The following is a 19,407-nucleotide window of genomic DNA, read 5'->3' as shown; positions in this document are numbered from 1 at the left end:
GCCGCCATTGGCGACAGGCCGATGTTATTTATGGAGTTTTATGAATTTTTCTACTCTCGGCTTGTCCAATGAAATTATCCGTGCGGTTACAGAGCGAGGGTACACCGAACCTACGCCAATTCAGATCCAGTCGATTCCTGCCGTTTTATCGGGTAGCGATTTGCTAGCTGGGGCCCAAACGGGCACTGGAAAGACTGCTAGTTTTACCCTACCACTTCTACATCGGTTATCGTCCGATAAGAACGTCAAAGTTACATCGAATGGATACCGCCCGATTCGGGCACTGATTCTCACCCCGACTCGTGAACTCGCCGCACAAGTGGAAGAAAGCGTGCGCGAATACGGCAAATACTTGCAGTTAAACTCGATGGTGATGTTTGGCGGAGTCGGTATTAATCTGCAAAAACAGCGTTTGAAGAACCGAGTCGATATCTTAGTGGCTACTCCAGGGCGACTGCTAGACCACGTGCAGCAAGGCACGCTGAACCTGTCACATATTGAGGTTTTAGTACTAGATGAAGCAGATCGGATGCTGGACATGGGCTTTATCCATGATATCCGCCGCATCCTTGCGCTTTTGCCCAAAAATCGCCAAAATTTGCTATTCTTCGCTACTTTTTCGGACAAAATTAAAGCACTAGCCGCCGGACTGCTCAATAACCCGAAGATGATTGAGGTGGCACGCCGCAACGTTACTGCCGAGACAATCGCCCAAAAAATTTACCAAGTAGACCGTGACAAGAAACGCCAATTACTTGCTCACTTAATTCGGCGAGATAATTGGTATCAAGTGCTAGTGTTTACTCGTACCAAGTATGGCGCAGACCGTTTAGTTAAGCAGTTGGGTGAAGACCGAATTCAAGCACTGGCAATCCACGGGAATAAAAGCCAGCCGGTGCGTACCAATGCTTTGGCAAAGTTCAAGAATGGTAGCTTACAGGTATTAGTGGCGACAGACATTGCTGCTAGGGGTCTTGACATTAGCGAACTACCCCATGTAGTCAACTTCGATCTACCCAATGTACCAGAAGATTATGTTCATCGCATTGGGCGAACTGGTCGTGCTGGCGCTTCAGGTGAAGCCGTATCGCTGGTGTGCGTCGATGAATACAGTTTATTGACAGATATCGAAAAACTGATTGAGCAGCGTTTACCAAGGGAAGTGGTGGCTGGCTTTGGCCCTAACCCCGATATAAAACCCGAAGCAATTCCCAATGGACGGCAACACAGACCCAAATCAGGAGGTGAAAAGCGTTCGCCTCGGACTCCTAAACCGTTACCACGGACATCGGCTAAACGGAAAGCAGCGCCACCTGCGACTAATGGCGATAAACCTGGAGCTCGTTCGTCGGCATCGCGCCGTTCTCGTTCTGACTAGGGACTGGTTACTGGGGAAGGCATTCATTTGTTTAAGAGTGCGCTTGGCTGTTTCAGCAGAATAAGTACTCAGTAAATGATTCCTTATCATCACTGCTTGATTAGCATCAGTAGTAGGTAATGCTCTGATCCGCTTCTCTACTAATGAGTAGTCACGGGCAAGAGTTGATTCCTGTACCTGACCACTTTTAACTAAAACAGCAGAAGTCCCACATCTGTACTGTACTCAGTCAGTGTGGGACGCGAATAATGCGGGAAGCAGAGCTACACCGCATTTTCGCTCATGAATGCGCGTGAGTAAGGAATTGACCAACAAGCGATATTGAACGCAGTTCAATTAGAATCGTTGGTCGATGACGAACGAACTTTTTCTGAGTTGAAAGAATCTATCCAGTCTTCAATAACAGCCGTAATGCTCTTCTCTTTTGAGGCTGCATAAACTTGCAAAGCATACATTCGTTTCGCACTGAGTCTCAAACTTAGTCTTTTTTCTTTCATTGTGGGTGGTTAAACGCTACCCATTAATGTTAGTATAAATGCAGGTCGAAAAACAAGGGGAACAAAATGAGAACATCCTACCAATACCGATTAAAGCCGACTAAAAAGCAAGCTGAACGTAAATTAAAGTCAGCACAACGCAAAGTTTCTCGGAGAAAAAAAGGTTCTAATCGACGAAAGAAAGCAATAAAAAGGCTATCTATTCAACACAAAAAAGTAGCGGATACTCGAAAAGATTTTCATTTCAAAACCGCTAACAATCTACTGAAAAAATATGATGTTATTGCAGTAGAAAAACTGAATATTAAAGGACTAGCTAAGTCACGATTGGCTAAAAGTGTAAATGATGCTGGATGGGGACAATTTATTTCTATTCTTTCAAACAAAGCCGAAAATGCTGGTTTAAAGGTAATAGCTGTAAACCCAAATGGTACTAGTCAAGAATGTTCTAGTTGTGGTCACAAAGTAAAAAAACCGTTGTCTCAAAGAATGCACAATTGTCCTGTTTGTCATGCAAGTTTGTGCAGGGATTGGAACGCGGCTATCAACATAAAGAACCGTGGGACGCACGGTCTTAAAGCTCAATCAATGTCCTCTTCTTAGGAGTCTTTGAGAAGCCTACACCTACTCGAAGAGAGGTGTAGGTACGTCACACTGAGTATACTTTTCCCATAACTCAAGGAGGCTGTATACCTTTTGTTTCTTAGGGGTAGCGGTGTAGTCAGCTTTGTATTTGGCAAGGGTAGGGTCAAAATAACCAGCTAGGATATCTAACTCTATTCGTCGTGCCTGAATCTCAGCAGCAACTTTATTCTCAAGAGTGTCAGTTAGATTTAATGATAAGTATTTCTGATTGCCATTAAATAAAGCTCTAGGAAATCTTAATCTAAGATAACCTTTAGATACTTCAATACCAACTTTAATGGTAATCCTTTGACTATTTTGGATAGTCATTGGAGAGTTAAAACAAAGATTCAGCTTCCATGACCACCAACGTACAGAAGCTGAAACCCTTATATTATCGTTATTTTAAAGTGGCTCAGGTCGGAGTTGAACCAACGACCCCAGGCTTATGAGTCCCGTGCTCTAACCAACTGAGCTACTGAGCCATATCTTTTCAAATCATTTACTACTATAGCATACAAATTTGCTTGAGGCTAGCCCCTTTTGCAATTTTTTTGCAGCTTTCATCTCTGTTGAGTTTATAGAAAGCAAATGAGGGAGTTTACCTCCCTCAACAAAACAAGGCAATGATTTAGTTACAGATAGCCAAGCGATTATATGCGATCCGGTAACATGGCGATTGGGTTGACAGCACCCTTACCTAATGGATGGATTTCAAAGTGGGTGTGTGGGCCTGTACTGTGACCAGTGCTACCCATTAAAGCAATTGTTTCTCCTTGATGTACCTGCTGACCAGGTTGGACTAGAATCTTGCTGTTATGAGCATAGCGAGTCGTACTGCCATCAGGATGGCGAATTTCGACAAGGTTGCCGTAGCCACCATTGTTCCAGCCTGCTTTTTCTATCGTCCCCTCAGCTGAGGCGACAACTGGCGTGCCAGTGGAGTTAGCAACGTCAATTCCCTTGTGGGGTCTTCCCCAACGCATACCAAAGCCAGAGGTAAGGGTACCTTTTGCCGGCCATGTGTAAGCTATGGTTGAGGAAGATGGAGGAGGTGTCAGTTCGTCAATGGGTCTGGGCAGATATTGATCCACTGCTGCCAAAGGCGGTAATATCTGTGGAGTAACTGTTGTTCCCCGCATCTTTCCTAAGGAGTCAGAGGCATTTACTCTTCCAGGAGGGGTTGCAATTCTTGTAGCAGCTTGAGTGCGACCAGGAGTCCACTGACTAGCAGAACCAAGATTGGGCAAGAATTCTGGGTTTACTAGTTCGGTAGGACGTACACTGGTACGGAATTGGGACTTGATTGGTTGAGCGGTATAGGTAGCTCTAATAGGTGTAGGAACTGGAATTGGTATCGCTACACTATTTGGTCTAGCAGCAGAGTTAGGTACTATGAAATTATTGGGAGTAGAAATAGGAGTGAGCATTGCAGCATTATTAGTATCGCTAGCTGCTGGCACAACTAAATTACCAGACTGTTGAGCGCGGTATTTCTGCTGTAATCTCTGAATTTCCGCTTGCAAGCTGTGCAACCGGTCATTATTATTTCCTCGTGCTACCCTATTTGCTGGTGTTTTGGGCTGTTGTATTTCAGCAAAAGCTGTTGGTACTGCATCTTCACCACCAACACCATAAGACTTAGTAGAAGTGGTAGGGCGGACTTCTAAGTCAGTGGAACTATTTGCCTGACTCTGATTGTTCGCAATTACTGGTGTAGGGACGGTAACGCTGCTGTTGTCGGCAATAGATGGTGACTGTGAAGTAGTTGGTAGATAGGAGTTGGCACTACCAATGTTCATAGGAGAGGTAGATACTTTTGGAGTTTTGCTGGATTCCACAAAAGTAGGTTTACTCGCTACAGTAGGTTGGTTCGCTATTGTTACCTCAACTTGACCAGCAGGAATAATTAGTTTTTGACTAATTTGCAGTTCATTGGGATTGTTGAGGTTATTTGCCTTAACTAGTTCTGATACTGAAGTATTGTATTTGCTGGCGATCGCTGCTAGTGTGTCTCCAGGCTTAACTTCGTAGGCGGTTCGAGCCGAGGACGCAATAACTGTTGGTGTAGCTGGTACTGGTGCAATTGCACTCGTCTGATTCTTCTGTTTTAACTTCGATATCAAGTTTGCTTTGCTTGCATCGTCAGAAGTATTCGGCTGGGCTAATGCAGTTTTCTCAACTCCAGTCGTTGGCCGTGCCAAACCAATATCAGCTTGTGATAAGTTTTCAGTCTCCCCTGACTGTAACTGTGCCAGACTTTTTCTTAACCGATTAGATTTTTCTTGTAAGCGATTTAGTGCAAACTCTTGTTGTGCCTTAAGTTGTGCATTTATTTCACCGTTGACTGCACCAGATGTTGCCACTGTTTGTGGCTGGGCATTCAATAAAACATTTGTACTGCCAACACCATCAGCACTATAGTCAGACAAATTATTGACTGTTGGGAAACTAGTCTCGGCTAATGTGTTGTTCAATCCCTGTGCCACTTGCGGCTTCAGGTTGGTGGAATTTTTATAACTAGCTTTTGCTTGGGAAAATGTTTCTGATGCCGGAATTTGTAAAGACATTCCATTCGCCGCGACTTGCCATTTAGCTTCAAGCCCAGGCACTTGTGAGACTGCCGTTGGTTCCACGATCGCAGGATTTTCCGGCACGCTCGCTGATGAGGCTGCTTGGGACTCCAGCTTTGTGGAGGCAAATTTCATTTCAGTGTCAGGAACAGCAGGAATCGTTGATGTTGCCTTTTGGCTGCCTACTGGCACTGCTGCTTGGGCTTGATCGCTTTGTCGAGTCACCAAAAGGCTGGTTGCTCCCATAGAGATTGCCAAGCCAATCATGGCGGCTTTTGTCCGCACCCGGCGGTTAACTTTTGGATTCATCACATTTAGCAGTTCTACCGGGGCATCATCGCTGTTGGGGTTATTGTTCAACACAGCTTTTACTCTCTTTTTTAATGCTCGTTTCAAAGACGACCTCCTATGATCACTAGCGCTTAACTGACCTCGATTTTTTAGTTGGATACAAGTCAATGACTTAGATCACAATAAATGATAGATCAAGATCACATTCACCAGAGATGCTTACGCAAGATTAACCTGCTTCTCTGATTTAGACAAGTTTACACGTAATTAGCAAAACTTAAAGTTTGCTGTGTTTACTTGTCCGAACCACTCCTAACACCACTTAGGACGTTTTAACTCTTTACCATTATCCGCGCTTGTCTTGCGTCAATCACGGGGACTAGACAAATTATTTGCCTAGTCCATAGTCGCTGCCGAAAATGAAATTGCTGCGACTTCTGGAAAAGTGATGTGCCCTGCTGTAGATATCTTCAAGATATTTCTACCCCATCAGTCTTCTCAACACGAGACTTTACGTTGATTATTCCCTAAAAAACAACCGTATTAACTATCGTCTACTTTTGGGCTGCTTTTGGGAGTTCATCGAGCAAAAATAGCTCAAATACATGACATGACTGCATTTTAGCGCTTTTGTTCCCAATTTAGGATGCTTCAAATTCATCAAAATCTATCATTCAAATTTGGCATTATCTCAAGTTTTATATATAAATTTCTTATAATAACCTTCCTCTGTTTGTAAGTATCTTCCACTACAATTGGCGAATAAATCTAAATTTCGGTATATTCTTTTACAAATTTTACCGTAACCAAAAAAAATTTGCTGCTACAATTCTCCTGTTTAGATAGATGTTTTTAGATTTTACAAGTAAATATACTTAGCTGGTGAATGTAAACAATTATTGTAGATAGCCCAACTGACGACGGGTTTCAAATAAGCCAATTGCCACACTTACCGACAGATTCAAGCTGCGAACCCCTGGTTGGCTCATGGGAATATACAGAGTAGCATCGCAATCTGACAAAATTGTTGTTGGTAAGCCCGTAGTTTCACTACCAAATAGTAGCCAATCATCGGCTTGAAATTGAAAGCTGACGTAATTAAAATTTCCACCAACGGTATAACCTAACCATCTGCCTCCACGCTCTTGATGTACGGTTTTAAAGGCTTCTAGAGATTCGTGATAGTGCAGTTTGACATAAGGCCAGTAATCTAAGCCGGCTCTTTTGAGGTAGCGATCGCTAATTTCAAACCCCAAGGGCCCTACCAAATGCAACTCCGTACCTGTCGCTGCACAAGTACGAGCAATATTACCTGTATTAGGAGGAATTTGTGGGTTAACTAAAACGACCTGCGGCATTGTCCGTATAATCTAAGTATTGTATAAAACAATTTATTGTCAATGTTAAATCTACCAAAGGGTAGAGGCTATTCATAGGTTTTGTTAATAATAATCAAGCATCCTCCATCGATTAGATTTTTAAAACAATAGCACAAACCTTCCCAGAGCAATCCCTGAGAGGATATTTGGCTAAAATTAGTAAACATTAAGTTTTATGTAGAAAAATTAATTACTTGTGTATTTTAGGGCTGGTAGTATCTCCAAGGAAATCTACCATTGGGAATTGGGAATGGGGAATTGGGAATTGGGAATGGGGAATTGGGAATGGGGAATGGGGCATGGAAAAGAGGCAGAGGGGCATAGGAGACAAGGGAGACAAGGAAGAGACTATTCAATAATTCCCCCTTGTCCCCCTTGTCCTCCTTGTCTCCCTCATCCCCCTCATCCTCCCCTGCTCCCTGCTCCCTGCCCCCTGCTCTCCTGCCTCTTCAATTAAGCCGATAGGGACGAACACAATTTGTCTTCGAGTTCGATTTCGCGTTCTTGGGTGGCGAGAATAGCCTGGGTGATGACGCGCTGGCTATCAAAACCGACTGCGTGGAGCTGCAACCACTGTTGAGCCTCATTGCCTTCGCGGAGAATTTTGTGCAGTGGGGAAAGGAAACAGCTAAAGCCTCGTTGTTTAGCGATCGCCCAAACATCTTGGTACATTTGGGTAATCCAATCTCTGGCTAGGATACTTCTACCATCTTGCCAATGTCTCAAATGAGCATCGATGCTACCAGCAGCCGCCGCCGCTTCGTTGTCAGCAGTCAGGGTGACGAGTTCTTCGCCAGAGAAGGTACTTTGAGTTAAAGGATCGATGTTGGGATTTTCGATTACTTGCAATAAACGTGCTTCTAATAAGGCAGTAATGGCTAGCAAGACAATGGGATCTGTGACTAAATCGCAAATTCGTAGTTCTAGGCGATTTAGATCGTAAGGGCGGCGATCGCCATTTGGTCGTACTGATGTCCACAAATGCCGAACATTTTGCATGGTTCCGGCAACGAGTTGATCTTCCACCCACTGGATATGATCGGCGTGGCTGGCAAATAACGGTACGTGGTTAGGCGTTTGCGGAAATAGGCCCCAGCGAGTGGAGTGATAGCCAGTAGTTTTGCCATCTAGGAAGGGAGATGAGGCGCTGAGGGCGAGAAATAAGGGTGCTTCCATGCGGATCACCCGACACGCCCGCATTAATACTTCTGGATCGCTGATGCCTATATTGATGTGTACGCTGGCGGTAACTACTTTTGTCCCGTAGGTGTTCTCAATGTAGTCATGATAAGGATTTGCCGGATCGGAACGCCGAAAGCGATCGCTGCCACCCAAAGATAAAGTACTTCCCGGTATCAAGGTGTAATCGCCCAAGCGATTGAGATAGTTTCGCAACTCCCGCCGGGGACGCAGCAAGGCACACAATAAATTTTCGTAATTATGTGATGGTTGGGTTATGTATTCTACATTGCGGCTATCTGGCTCCCGCATAAATCCATCCAAGGCTGCAACAATTTTGTCGGAGAGACCGACGATTTCACCTTGAGGCGTGCCAGTATACATCTCGATCTCAAAGCCTTTTAATAAGACCACCTTGTTCTCCTCGGCTCTCTCTGCCTATAAATTGTATCGAATTAGACGTATCCTTAGGATCTATCTTTCAGTCAATCAAAGGTTAAGAATCATTTAATTGATAATTTATGCCAAGTAATGATGACAGATTTCTTGGCTGTTCTTCAAAAAATTATTACTAGTGAAATTACTCAAGGCTCTGCTGCAAGTAATCTGGAAATTGAGGTGAAGTGTAAGTTTCCAGATAAACAACAACCTAATTCACAGTAAATGCAAAAAAATATCCGCCTAGTGTAGGGTTAGACAATGGCCATTAAACACCCAACTTGCCTGTATTGATTCTCCTATTAACCAAACGCAATTGCTGCGATCGCTTCAAATATTTCACCCAAGGTTCCTCTGACAGGTGGGAAATTGCATTTAGTGACAGTGCTGCCGTAAATATATCTTTTCCACTGGTAACATCACTGACACCTAAATTTTCTAAAACAGCAGTTGCAGCAGAGTCTAAAATTGGTTCAGTATGAATGAAAACATCTAAACTCGGTTCCTCTGGGTTTTGAACATCATTGAGCGCTGTAGCAAGAGCAGCATCTAGCTTTTGAAAATTCATGAGCAGTAAGTGGGTAAAAAAGGCAGGCGATTTTTAGCCTATCGTACAATTAATTTATCAAACTTACGAGTTTTCATTGCCTATCTTTGTATAGATTTAAGGGGCGATTTACTATGTCCAATTACAGATTAATTGCTGTTATCTCTGGCTTCGAGGTTTATTTAAAGCCTAAATGACCAGTATACTTTTATATTAATACTCCATTCTCGGATACAAGCACCGCTCAAAGTTGCTCCTGAAAAATCAGCATCTAAAGCAGTTGTTCCGATTTAAATTGCCTCTGTAAAGTCAGCATTTTTTAAATTAGCACCGTTTAATTTGGCAGCCGTATAATCTTCATCACTTCCTCTTTTATTTACTAGCAATTTTCTAATTTTTGGATTTCCTAGTATTATTTCTTGCAATCGAGAGAATTCTAATCTTGTTCAAGAGACGCGATATATCTATTGTGTTAAATATATCGCATCTCTGAGGCTAATTACAGATTTAAAGCGTTAATCACTCCATAACCCCATTTCTCATCAAATGTGCCTGCGGGTTTTCCGGGAATTGCACTATTTTTACGTAGTAAGTCTTTCACAGCAGCCGGATCGAGGTTGGGATCTCGCTGCAATAGTAATGCTACTAATCCACTAACAAATGGTGTCGCCATACTCGTACCAGCCTGTACCACAAACTTGGAATTAATCATCGATGAGCGGTCAAAACTGGCATCGGCAGAAAGGGTAGAAACAATCATTGCTCCTGGTGCTGCTACATCTGGCTTATGTCCATCATTCCGTAGTGGGCCTTCACTACTGAATTCCGAAATAGTTTGCAATTCTAAGCCCATTTCTCGCACTTGGTTATCAATATCTGTGTACTTGGTTTTAGTAGTATAGGCGGCAACTGTAATTGCACTGCTGGCGGCTCCTGGTGAACCAATTTTTAGCGCATCTTTTACACTTTTACCTGTAAAAAATACTGACGAAGTGTCATCTAATGTCCACACATCCAAACGTGTGTCAGTTGCAGAACTGTTGCGGACTCGCAGCTGCCAAATACCTCCCATTACTGGCGAGGGGTCAATACCCCGGATTTGCACAAAGAAATTATGATCGCCATTGGCTTTATCTGGCGCTGGTGTCGCTAATTGTACTCTTGCATCTGGTAACTGGTAATCTTGTGCGGCATTACCGTCAGTAATTATTTTTTGGAAGGGGGTGACAAAACCGTTAGGACTCCGCACAGACACTTCTAATTCGCTGTCTTTGGAATACCAGGCGTTTAACCAAACTATGCCTATTTGATTCAAAGGAACATTAAAGCGCATACCACGAGTGCGTCCACTGGGTATTATCGCTTGACCATGAATGTTAGCGTTCCCTTCATTACCCGCAGCACAGCAAACTATTCTTCCAGGGCCGGTTTCCGCGTCAATAACTTTGGATAAGGAATCACTACCATCATGGGCATCAGCGTGTCCACCCAAGCTGAGATTTACTACAGCTGCGCGTCCTAACTCTCTAGCAATTCGGAAAATGTAACGCACACCATCAGCAATATGGGCATCTTGTAAATCTGACCTGACGACAACTAATTCCGCTTCTGGTGCGACACCGCCATAGCTAGCATCGGCACCGGCGGCAATTCCGGCAACATGAGTACCATGACCGCCAGTATCCTGAGAAATTGTCAGTTGCGCTCCCGTAAATTCAGCCCCATAGCCGCCCTCCGTTACTCCTGGCCCTGGCAGTGTTTGATCCCAAATGTGTAAAATTCGTCCAGCAAAGGCGGGGTGTTTTGGATCGATGCCACTGTCTATAATGCCGATGATTACTCCTTTACCAGTCAGTCCGGTTTTATTCTGGAACTCCGGCAGCTTGACTGTTCCCATTGCAGTGTCCATCCTCAAATGAAGTTTGCGTGATGGCTTGATGCGTTGGATAACATCTTCTTCAGACAAGACATCTAAACTCTCTATCGGTAAAAAAGCCGTCCGCACACTCCCAGAGTTTTGATTGACTTCAATGTTATATTGTGATAAGTAACTCAAGTCTGCATCAGGATCGCAATAGATAAAAACGACGCTCTTTGTTGGCTTGACTGGGCTTTTGTGGGCAATGATGCCAAGCGATCGCTTGTGTGTAACTAAAGCTTTATCTCCCTCATTTTGATAGTCTTGAAATGCCAACAGTAGTCCGGGAGAAAGTTTTTCGTGTCTCATTTTTACCTCAAATTCAATTTATTGGGTGAAAGCAAAGTAGTTTATTAGCATAAGTCGCTATGGCACTAATGCAAACTATGTAGTTTTTTCGCCTTGATTATTTGATGCGACTATAGTTATCTATCTTTTTATAGATAACATCAAATAAGCTTAGGAGGCGGGAAGTAATTCCTAAGACAATGGCTAATTCATAACTCATATTCTTGAATTATGTCTCCTATAGTGATTTTCTGTACTCATGAGACATCTTTGAGCAGACGCATCTCAGAATTACCCAAGACTGAGGTAACAGGTAATTTTTATGGAGCTATTAAACTAATCCACTATCTGCTTAAATCATTACGGACAAAGTTAAAATAATTCGTAATTCGTAATTCGTAATTAAGTTTTGTGGCGGGAGACTTAAACCCCCAGAATTGGTAAAACAAGAAAATTAAGAATGATTAAGTAATGAATAAAAAAGATAAATTTAAAAAACACTAAATACTAACAAGTTGTGTAATAATCAGCTTTGATTTGTGTTCGCGCAGCGCAATAGGCAATAAGACTCTTTAAGTTGTACTTAGCTTCGCAAAAATCAAAGATGAGTCCTGTAGCCAAAATAGTTAAATTGGTATAAATTCCTAATGACTACTGGCAAATTAGAGATTCTCTATCATAAGTAAGAGCCATAAAGAAGCTAATATTTGCAACGATCGCTTCTGAAGGTACAAAAAGTTATTCATGCAAATTCAAACACCAGACTGGGTAAAGCACGCTGTTTTCTACCAAATTTTCCCAGATCGCTTTGCCAGAAGCAAACAGCCACGCAAACGGCTGTTGCACGAAGCCCGTTGGGAAGATTGGGAGGCTATGCCAACACTCCAGGGTTATAAAGGCGGTGATTTATGGGGCATTATGGAGGATTTAGACTACATCCAGAATTTGGGGATTAACGCGATTTATTTCACACCCATCTTTCAATCCGCCAGCAATCATCGCTATCATACCCACGATTATTACCAAGTTGACCCGATGTTAGGGGGCAACGAAGCTTTTAAAGAATTGCTTGATGCAGCTCATCAACGAAATATCAAAGTCGTTCTAGATGGCGTGTTTAACCATTCTAGCCGTGGTTTTTTCTTCTTCCACGACGTTTTAGAGAATGGCCCCCATTCACCTTGGGTAAATTGGTTCAAAATTGAAGGCTGGCCTTTGGCACCCTACACTGGTGATTTTCCTGCAAACTACGTAGGTTGGGGGGGAAATCGTGCCCTTCCAGAATTTAACCACGACAATCCAGAAGTGCGGGAATACATTATGGAGATTGCCGAATATTGGATTAAGTTCGGCATCGATGGTTGGCGATTGGATGTACCATTTGAAATAAAAACTCCTGGTTTTTGGCAGGAATTCCGCGATCGCACTAAAGCCATCAATCCCGAAGCTTATATTGTGGGAGAAGTGTGGGGAGATTCCCGCCAGTGGTTGGATGGAACGCAATTTGACGGCGTGATGAATTATTTATTTGCTGGGCCGACAATTGCCTTTGCAGCTGGCGATCGCGTAGTCTTAGAACAAGTCCAAAGCCGCGACTATCAACCCTACCCACCCTTATTTGCTGCCGAGTACGCCACCAAAATCCAAGAAGTACTGCAACTTTACCCTTGGGAAATTCAGCTAACTCAACTCAATTTGTTAGCAAGTCACGATACAGCCCGATTGATGACCATTGCAGGCGGTGATATAGCGAGTGTAGAATTATCAACTCTACTGTTACTCACCTTTCCCGGTGCCCCCAGCATCTACTATGGTGATGAAGTTGGCTTACCTGGTGGCATAGATCCAGATTCACGACGTGGCTTTCCTTTAGAGGCTAACTGGAATCAAGAAATTTTCAATACTCATCGTCAATTAATTGCCATCCGCCAAACTTACCCAGCTTTGCGTACAGGTGATTACCGAGTTCTCCATGCTCAAGGACAACTTTATATCTTTGCACGAACTTTAGGCACAGAGGAATTGATAATTGCTATAAACGCTGGTACAAGTTCGGTAACTGCGAATGCAGATGTGGCTAGTTTGCATACTCAACCCAACAAGCTGTTATATGGTACTGCTGAAGTTGAGTGGAATGGTGAACAGTTGTTATTCACTCTTCCCGCACGCAGTGGCTGCATTCTGGGGACTGGGTACTAGGAAGAGGGCAGGGGCATGAAGAAGAGACTAGGAAGAGGGGGGAGACAGGAGAGACTTGTTCAATAATTCCCCCTTGTCCCCCTTGTCCCCCTGCCCCTCTGCCCTCTGCCTCTTGTGCCCAATTCCCTTATCTCCCTGCCACCATTGCAGGCATCAACACCGCATCAATAATATGGATCACGCCATTATCTGCCAAAATGTCTGTTTTGAGGACATTGGCGTTATTCACCTTAAATTTGCCATCGGCAGATTCAATGGCTACAATTGACCCTTCAAGCGTCTCTGCCTCATTAATCTGTACCAAGTCATCAGACCGAACATCCCCACTAGCGACATGATATGCCACAATTTTCTGGAGCTTGGGGATATCTTGTAGTAACGAATCTAAAGTTCCCTCTGGCAGCTTGGCAAAAGCTTCGTCAGTTGGTGCAAATAGTGTGAAAGAACCAGGACTTTTTAGAGTTTCTATGAAATTTGCAGCTTGAGCAGCTTTCACCAGGGTATTGAAGTTTCCCGCATTGATAGCAGTTTCCACAAGGTCAGCCATAAGGATATGTGACTTTAGTCAGGTAGTATTATAAGTAACTTATAAAATGACTAGAAGGCTCTTAGCCTCTATCAACAGAAAGGTTGCTGGCGATTAAATACACGGCAACAGATTTATCAGTACTGCTACACTGGGGAATGACCCCAAGAACCACTGATTATGCTAAAGCGTTCTAAGTTCGAGACAACTCAGTCTCAGATTATGCATCGGGCTGAGGAACTGATTAGTGCAGCCTCAAATCGTTACCGCATTACGGTTCAGGTGGCAAATCGTGCTAAACGTCGGCGTTATGAAGATTTTGAAAATAACGAAGATGCGATGATGAAGCCAGTGCTAAGAGCAATTATCGAAATGTCCGATGAATTGACTCAACCAGAGATTATTGGCGAACTATAAAAAAAAGGCTTTAGAAAAGGCAGGATGAGCAAACATCAATCGTTCATTCAACCCCTACTCAAGCCCTGGCAAACACTCACTGCCTTAATGGTAGTGGGTGTAATTGCTTTGAGTTCAGGGGTGGGCAAATCAATATACACAAGTTTGTTTAGTATCCAACCTGTTTATGCTCAGAGAATCACACCTAGTGATGTTTGGCAGTTAGTGTACCAGCAATTGCCAGATTTCCCACGGGAAAATAAGTATATCAGCAAAGAAAATGGGAAAGTTGCCGAAAACAACACCCTGGCAAATCGCCTGATTAGATATCACATTTATACCAAAGGGCGGGCACCAATTTATCGCTTAGATTGGAAGCTGACTTTAGCTGATTACCTGGGTGTGAATGAAATTATGTATGATACTACCTATCCAGGGAATGATTCATTAAAGGAAAATCCGATAGAAGGCGATCGCAAAGCCATAACCAATCTTACCCGCACTCAGCGAGATGACTTAGTGCAAGTCTTAGTCAACATATTTAATCCTACTTCCCAAAATACCCTATCTCCTAAACCCAATACCCCACCTAATCCTAGTAGATCAACTACCCCACAACCACCCCAACGAGGAGGTGCTGAACTACTTAGATAGTGGGAAAGTTAGGAGTTATAAGTTGTAAATTCATAACTCCTAACTCCTAACTAACGCTCTTTTATGACTCTCGTGGGATAAAAATCATCCACCCTTATTTTTAAGGACTTTGATGAACTTAGGCGTAGGTTGGGTTGAGGAACGAAACCCAACACCAACAATCTCTGATTTTGTTGGGTTTCACTTCGTTCAAATGCCACTTGCTTCAAGCCGGGAAACCCGTCCAACGCAGTGGCTCCCCAACCTACGAATATTTGATTTTTTCGGAGTATAAAAGAGCGCTAATTATGGAACGTGTTGTAAAAATCGGATTTGGTTGGCGTATTGGCTGGAACCCCGATGCATCTCAGTTTCAAGGTTTAGTCGGTACAGATGATTGGGCAATTGAGTTAACCGAAGCCGAGTTGAATGATTTTTGCCGTCTACTAGCACAGTTAGCAGACACCATGAAGCAACTCGCAACGGAATTAATGGAAGATGAAAAAATTGCTTGTGAAGCCGAAAGCGATTTATTATGGATGGAGGTAGAAGGCTATTCTCACGATTACAGTTTGCGCTTTATTTTGAATACAGGGCGATGTGTAGAGGGTAAATGGAGTGCTTCTGCTGTTCCAGATTTACTGCAAGCTGCTGGGATGCTTAAAGTTTTTTAAATTAGCTTCTTGATTATTTTATAGTTTTGCTATATGATAGTAATTCTGACCGGGGCGTAGCGCAGCTTGGTAGCGCGCCACTTTGGGGTAGTGGAGGTCGTGGGTTCGAATCCCGCCGCTCCGATTGATGATAAGCCATGCCTGCTAGTCTTTTTAAAAGATTAGCAGGTTTTTCAATAAATTCTATCGCAAAATCTCCAACTACAACTCATTGGTTGGTTAAGCATCAACTTTTCCTGTACAGACGCGATTAATCGCGTCTGTATTGCTAAACCACGTCTATCTTGAAACCTGTAGTTCAACTCTAATGAATAAGGATTTGCCCTCATCCCCCAACCTATCCCCCAGATATGGGATTCGGGGAGCTAGAATTTCAAAGTCCCTCTCCCAGATATGGGAGAGGGATTTAGGGTGAGGGCGAAAACTACGGTTCTCAACTTATATGAGGTTTAACTCAGTATTATCCTATTCCCAAACGCCCAGCCAAGCCGGGAGTTAGAGGTAAGAGTGTAGTAATCATTAAGAATAGAGCCAAAAGCCCCAAAGCGGCTCTAGCATCATCAGGTTCAGTGATTTCATTCAAACTGGGGCGTTCTTGATCTCGTTGCAAGAAGAAAATCACGATCGCCCAGTACATGGCAATCATATTACCAAGAGACACTAGCGCCAGTAAAATTAAAGTTGCGATCGTTGCGCGTCCTGCGGTTTTGCGTCCATAAATCGCCTGAATAATTCGTCCACCATCTAGTTGTCCTGCGGGCATCAAGTTCAAAGCGGTGATAATTAACCCCAACCAACCAATTATCACTAGGGGATGAACACTTACCAGGGATGATTGCAACGCCGAACCAAGGACAACTCGCGCCAAACTCCCCACCAAAATCGACCCTTGGAAAAACTGATTGGGCAATTGAAATAAACTACCAGGGTGAGAAAGCAGTAAGCCTGTCACCAGCATTACTAAAGAGACGATACCACCTGCGGCTGGCCCTGCTAAGGCGATATCAAATAATACCTTGCGGTTGGGCAACAGAGACTCGAAGCGAGTAATTGCACCAAAGGAGCCAATTTGCACGGCGGGTAGAAAGAAAGGCCAGCTAAGACGGATTTTGTGACGTTTAGCAAGTAACCAATGACCTATTTCGTGAGCTACTAAAATTGCAAATATCCCAGCACCTATAGGCAAAGCTTCTTGAAATCGCTCTGGGTTAGCAAATAAATCAAAATTCAGCAATAATCCCGCAGCTTCTAGATTTGTGGCAATGGTTGCTATTAACAAAATACCTGCAAAAGCTTTTTGCGATAACAACATCGGCCGGGGATCATTGCGACTCGGCAAGACAATTACCACTGGTCTGCCATCGGTGTTTTCCACTAAAAACAGGCGATATTGCTCACCAAGGCGTTGCTGTAAACTTGCAGTTAGACGGTTGTGAACTTCTTCTGGTTCTCCCCGCAAATTGCCTTTGAAAATAGCTCCATCTTGATAGGCAATGGTTTCTGTGGCAAAAAACGTATCGATACCAAAGATACCTTTAATTACATTCAAGTCCTCTTCTGGTATCGGCGGAATCTCGGTTTTGAGTTCTGCTAGTGTTGGTTGCGGAGAATTGGCTTCAAGTAAGGAATTAGCAGCAAGTCTTTCTGTTGCGCGTTGTTTGAGGATAGCATCTTGCCCAGCTGCGCGTAACTGTCTGCCTAAGTAGACATACAATCCGGCGGAAGTCACCACTAAGAACAATATACCCGCTATATTGATGTAAATCCCTGCGGCAAACAATCCAAAAAACAGGAGCCAGGGAGTCATCAACACCACCGACTGCAACCAGGCTAAGATTCCCAGTTTACCAAAAGGTCTGGCGCGATAAAAGCCCCAGCCCAAAATGCCTAAAGCTACCAGTAGGATTGCCGCCAGGATAGAAGTTTCTGATAAAGTAAACATCTCCAAACCTTTGCTATTGAGACTAAGCCAGAACAAGTCCGGTATTGCAGATACACTTATTAATGTATAACGCCGCCTGTCGTCTGCTCAAATTATGCCGTTTTGCGTAGTTGGAGAAGCCTTAGAACTACCGGAAGCGCTTAAAAAGCGTAGAGTGATATAGCAGTCCTATTTGATTCGTGAAAAATATAGACAAGGAAACGAACCGCCAAGAACGCCAAGGAAAAAAAAAAGGAATAAATATATAATTTTCACAAATGATTTAGGACTGCTATATATTATGCGATCGCTCTCTTACTCAATAATTACAGCCTGTATTTGAGCAAAGTAGTCTTCTAAGTACAGTTTTGCGTAAAAATGTAGCGTAAGTAGGTTGGCGCAATTAAAGTTAACTGGCAAGGGCTGTCATTTGTCCTTTGTCACTTGTACTTAGCGTTTGCGTAGCGTCTCATAGAGAAGCCGAAGCATTAACAATGCAAGCTGATGCATTAACAATGCAAGCCGAAGCATTAACAATACAAGCCGAAGCATTAACAATGCAAGCCGATGCATTAACAATGTAAGCCGACGCATTGGCATTACAGAATATTGCCAAATTTAATTCGCTACAAATTAATGAAATGCTGTACTAAGTCCAATAAAGAATTTCAGCATTTGGAAAGCGTCTACTAATCTCACTCTCAAAAAAGCAACGTAACGCTTTCATTGTGTCCTTATCATAAACGTACTTCGTTCCACCAAACTTATTACGCTTGACACTGCGTTTTGCCTCATCCATCTCTAATTTTGATTGGGGATACCAAGTTTGTAACACTTCTTTTGACCCAGGTGTAAACCGATGCGAGATTAACTCAAAGGTAAGGTTACAGTCAAAATCCAGTGCCTCGTTTATCTGGTCAAACAAACGACTATAGTGCATCTGCCAATCGTCTATCGGCATAATTGGCGCGATAACCAAGCCTACTGGATAACCGCCACCGCCATCTAATGGTAGCGCCAACCGTCGCAACGCATTTAGTCTGGATGTTACGGATGCTGTGCCACCTTCAAATTTGCCAGAAATCGGTGCAGCATTAACACTCATCCGACAGCGAGTATTGCCATTGTGTGGTAAATCTAGTAATCCATCCACAGCATCAAACTTCGATACCCAACGTAGATGTGCATTGGTACGAGTGCCAAAGTAACGGATACATTCAGCCAGACTTCCAGTTAAATGCTCAATACCCAATGGGTCTGTGTAACAGCTAACTTCAAAACTCGTGGTTTTCTCCTGTTGCTCGTAGTTTGCTAAGTTCTTTAATATCTGCGGTAAGTTAGCAAAAACTCGGATGACAGGTGGCCCCGACAAGCTACCAGCTAGGTAGCAGTATTGACAATGAGCGGGACAACCTTCGGCAATGTGAAACTGCCAATCCGCAGAAGGTGGGATTGGACTCAGCTTAAAAGAACTGGGTGGTGCAGTAACCACAGCTAAAGTACGTTTGGCGATATTGTAAGTATCGCGCTCAGACTCACCGCGCAGTCCCTTCAGGCGGTTCTGTGATAACTCTTCTATTGCTAAGTTGAGTGACTGCACACGTGCAAGAATCTGCTGCCCCCAGACCTCATTGAGGGCAGCAGGTGTAAACAGTACCCGTTCAGGCATCCACAACCTTGGCGATCTTGTTTGTGTCTCTGATACTGAAACCTGGTCTGTAATTGTATTTAGCAATATCGTTCTCCGTTATTTAGTTTGCTGACCGAAGAGGAAGGGGAGGCAGGGGAGGCAGGGAGCAGGGAGCAGGGGAGGCAGGGGAGGCAGGGGAGGAAAGATAGCTATCTTATTCAGTAATTCTTCTCTTCCCCTGCTTCTATTTTCCCCCTGCCCCCTGCTCCCTGCTCTCTTGCTCCCTACCCCCTGCCCCTGCTCCCCTTCGATGACT

18 protein-coding genes and 2 tRNA genes are annotated in these 19,407 nt (G+C 43.6%); 9 read left to right on the top strand and 11 right to left on the bottom strand.

From position 1 onward, the window contains the following. The first annotated feature begins 40 nt into the window (after nt 1-40). A complete protein-coding gene (locus tag HWQ36_RS06195) occupies nt 41-1,378 on the top strand; it encodes a DEAD/DEAH box helicase (RefSeq protein WP_292699174.1) in 1,338 nt (445 codons plus the stop codon). A 563-nt stretch (nt 1,379-1,941) separates the two neighbouring features. Further along, nucleotides 1,942-2,478, top strand: coding sequence for a transposase (locus HWQ36_RS06190; protein ID WP_292699171.1), 537 nt, complete (start codon nt 1,942-1,944; stop codon nt 2,476-2,478). Nucleotides 2,479-2,499: 21 nt separating this feature from the next. On the opposite strand, the gene HWQ36_RS06185 is transcribed toward HWQ36_RS06190, so the two are convergent. The 5 genes from HWQ36_RS06185 to gshA all read right to left on the bottom strand — a co-directional run bounded on the left by HWQ36_RS06185 (nt 2,500) and on the right by gshA (nt 8,335). Then, nucleotides 2,500-2,829 carry a DUF3596 domain-containing protein gene (locus HWQ36_RS06185; protein ID WP_292699168.1) on the bottom strand — a complete coding sequence of 110 codons (330 nt, stop codon included), beginning with the start codon at nt 2,827-2,829 and terminating at the stop codon, nt 2,500-2,502. 81 nt (nt 2,830-2,910) lie between these two features. Then, nucleotides 2,911-2,984 (bottom strand) — tRNA-Met (locus HWQ36_RS06180). Between the two features lie 168 nt (nt 2,985-3,152). Next, nucleotides 3,153-5,468, bottom strand: a complete 2,316-nt coding sequence (locus HWQ36_RS06175) for a peptidoglycan DD-metalloendopeptidase family protein (RefSeq protein WP_292699166.1) — start codon at nt 5,466-5,468, stop codon at nt 3,153-3,155. 791 nt (nt 5,469-6,259) lie between these two features. Beyond that, nucleotides 6,260-6,721, bottom strand: a complete 462-nt coding sequence (locus tag HWQ36_RS06170) for a tRNA (cytidine(34)-2'-O)-methyltransferase (protein ID WP_292699163.1) — start codon at nt 6,719-6,721, stop codon at nt 6,260-6,262. A gap of 474 nt (nt 6,722-7,195) precedes the next feature. Beyond that, nucleotides 7,196-8,335, bottom strand: coding sequence for a glutamate--cysteine ligase (gshA, locus tag HWQ36_RS06165; protein WP_292699160.1), 1,140 nt, complete (start codon nt 8,333-8,335; stop codon nt 7,196-7,198). Nucleotides 8,336-8,452: 117 nt separating this feature from the next. Here gshA and HWQ36_RS06160 point away from each other — a divergent pair, with 117 nt between their 5' ends. Then, nucleotides 8,453-8,584, top strand: a complete 132-nt coding sequence (locus HWQ36_RS06160) for a hypothetical protein (RefSeq protein WP_292699158.1) — start codon at nt 8,453-8,455, stop codon at nt 8,582-8,584. Between the two features lie 43 nt (nt 8,585-8,627). Here HWQ36_RS06160 and HWQ36_RS06155 read toward each other — a convergent pair whose 3' ends face one another. The 3 genes from HWQ36_RS06155 to HWQ36_RS06145 form a co-directional block, all read right to left on the bottom strand. Next, nucleotides 8,628-8,927, bottom strand: a complete 300-nt coding sequence (locus tag HWQ36_RS06155) for a hypothetical protein (RefSeq protein WP_292699155.1) — start codon at nt 8,925-8,927, stop codon at nt 8,628-8,630. A 269-nt stretch (nt 8,928-9,196) separates the two neighbouring features. Further along, complete coding sequence (locus HWQ36_RS06150) at nt 9,197-9,331, bottom strand: pentapeptide repeat-containing protein (RefSeq protein WP_292699152.1); 135 nt, start codon at nt 9,329-9,331, stop codon at nt 9,197-9,199. Between the two features lie 74 nt (nt 9,332-9,405). Beyond that, nucleotides 9,406-11,133, bottom strand: a complete 1,728-nt coding sequence (locus tag HWQ36_RS06145; protein WP_292699149.1) for a S8 family peptidase — start codon at nt 11,131-11,133, stop codon at nt 9,406-9,408. Nucleotides 11,134-11,856: 723 nt separating this feature from the next. Between HWQ36_RS06145 and HWQ36_RS06140 the strand changes: the two genes are divergently transcribed. Continuing rightward, a complete protein-coding gene (locus tag HWQ36_RS06140; protein ID WP_292699146.1) occupies nt 11,857-13,311 on the top strand; it encodes a glycoside hydrolase family 13 protein in 1,455 nt (484 codons plus the stop codon). Nucleotides 13,312-13,438: 127 nt separating this feature from the next. On the opposite strand, the gene HWQ36_RS06135 is transcribed toward HWQ36_RS06140, so the two are convergent. Continuing rightward, a complete protein-coding gene (locus HWQ36_RS06135) occupies nt 13,439-13,858 on the bottom strand; it encodes a fasciclin domain-containing protein (protein ID WP_292699143.1) in 420 nt (139 codons plus the stop codon). A gap of 159 nt (nt 13,859-14,017) precedes the next feature. Here HWQ36_RS06135 and HWQ36_RS06130 point away from each other — a divergent pair, with 159 nt between their 5' ends. The 4 genes from HWQ36_RS06130 (at nt 14,018) to HWQ36_RS06115 (ending at nt 15,664) form a co-directional block, all read left to right on the top strand. After that, a complete protein-coding gene (locus tag HWQ36_RS06130) occupies nt 14,018-14,254 on the top strand; it encodes a DNA-directed RNA polymerase subunit omega (protein ID WP_012412301.1) in 237 nt (78 codons plus the stop codon). A 24-nt stretch (nt 14,255-14,278) separates the two neighbouring features. Further along, nucleotides 14,279-14,887: a hypothetical protein gene (locus HWQ36_RS06125; RefSeq protein WP_292699137.1), complete on the top strand. Its 609-nt coding sequence runs from the start codon at nt 14,279-14,281 to the stop codon at nt 14,885-14,887. A gap of 287 nt (nt 14,888-15,174) precedes the next feature. Beyond that, entirely contained in the window at nt 15,175-15,540 is a 366-nt protein-coding gene (locus tag HWQ36_RS06120; RefSeq protein WP_292699366.1) for a DUF1818 family protein, read from the top strand. A 50-nt stretch (nt 15,541-15,590) separates the two neighbouring features. Then, nucleotides 15,591-15,664: transfer RNA gene (locus HWQ36_RS06115), tRNA-Pro, on the top strand. 336 nt (nt 15,665-16,000) lie between these two features. Here HWQ36_RS06115 and HWQ36_RS06110 read toward each other — a convergent pair. Continuing rightward, nucleotides 16,001-17,482, bottom strand: coding sequence for a site-2 protease family protein (locus tag HWQ36_RS06110; RefSeq protein ID WP_292699135.1), 1,482 nt, complete (start codon nt 17,480-17,482; stop codon nt 16,001-16,003). Nucleotides 17,483-17,898: 416 nt separating this feature from the next. Between HWQ36_RS06110 and HWQ36_RS06105 the strand changes: the two genes are divergently transcribed. Then, nucleotides 17,899-18,045 carry a hypothetical protein gene (locus HWQ36_RS06105; protein WP_292699133.1) on the top strand — a complete coding sequence of 49 codons (147 nt, stop codon included), beginning with the start codon at nt 17,899-17,901 and terminating at the stop codon, nt 18,043-18,045. Nucleotides 18,046-18,110: 65 nt separating this feature from the next. Here the strand turns inward: HWQ36_RS06105 and HWQ36_RS06100 are convergent, their stop codons facing one another. Further along, nucleotides 18,111-19,130: a spore photoproduct lyase family protein gene (locus tag HWQ36_RS06100; RefSeq protein ID WP_292699363.1), complete on the bottom strand. Its 1,020-nt coding sequence runs from the start codon at nt 19,128-19,130 to the stop codon at nt 18,111-18,113. Nucleotides 19,131-19,407: the final 277 nt, after the last annotated feature.

The organism is Nostoc sp. NMS2, from assembly GCF_017115105.1.
Lineage (GTDB): Bacteria > Cyanobacteriota > Cyanobacteriia > Cyanobacteriales > Nostocaceae > Nostoc.
Note: the sequence above shows the minus strand (reverse complement) of the source record. Positions and strands in the feature narration are given on the sequence as shown.

Excerpts from the sequence above, each read along its gene's own strand:
- HWQ36_RS06120 (WP_292699366.1), top strand. The coding sequence starts at position 15,175 with ATGGAACGTGTTGTAAAAATCGGATTTGGTTGGCGTATTGGCTGGAAC.
- HWQ36_RS06190 (WP_292699171.1), top strand. The coding sequence starts at position 1,942 with ATGAGAACATCCTACCAATACCGATTAAAGCCGACTAAAAAGCAAGCT.
- HWQ36_RS06155 (WP_292699155.1), bottom strand. The coding sequence starts at position 8,927 with ATGAATTTTCAAAAGCTAGATGCTGCTCTTGCTACAGCGCTCAATGAT.
- HWQ36_RS06100 (WP_292699363.1), bottom strand. The coding sequence starts at position 19,130 with ATGCCTGAACGGGTACTGTTTACACCTGCTGCCCTCAATGAGGTCTGG.
- HWQ36_RS06195 (WP_292699174.1), top strand. The coding sequence starts at position 41 with ATGAATTTTTCTACTCTCGGCTTGTCCAATGAAATTATCCGTGCGGTT.
- HWQ36_RS06170 (WP_292699163.1), bottom strand. The coding sequence starts at position 6,721 with ATGCCGCAGGTCGTTTTAGTTAACCCACAAATTCCTCCTAATACAGGT.
- HWQ36_RS06185 (WP_292699168.1), bottom strand. The coding sequence starts at position 2,829 with ATGACTATCCAAAATAGTCAAAGGATTACCATTAAAGTTGGTATTGAA.
- HWQ36_RS06140 (WP_292699146.1), top strand. The coding sequence starts at position 11,857 with ATGCAAATTCAAACACCAGACTGGGTAAAGCACGCTGTTTTCTACCAA.
- HWQ36_RS06110 (WP_292699135.1), bottom strand. The coding sequence starts at position 17,482 with ATGTTTACTTTATCAGAAACTTCTATCCTGGCGGCAATCCTACTGGTA.
- HWQ36_RS06135 (WP_292699143.1), bottom strand. The coding sequence starts at position 13,858 with ATGGCTGACCTTGTGGAAACTGCTATCAATGCGGGAAACTTCAATACC.
- HWQ36_RS06130 (WP_012412301.1), top strand. The coding sequence starts at position 14,018 with ATGCTAAAGCGTTCTAAGTTCGAGACAACTCAGTCTCAGATTATGCAT.
- HWQ36_RS06125 (WP_292699137.1), top strand. The coding sequence starts at position 14,279 with ATGAGCAAACATCAATCGTTCATTCAACCCCTACTCAAGCCCTGGCAA.
- HWQ36_RS06160 (WP_292699158.1), top strand. The coding sequence starts at position 8,453 with ATGATGACAGATTTCTTGGCTGTTCTTCAAAAAATTATTACTAGTGAA.
- HWQ36_RS06145 (WP_292699149.1), bottom strand. The coding sequence starts at position 11,133 with ATGAGACACGAAAAACTTTCTCCCGGACTACTGTTGGCATTTCAAGAC.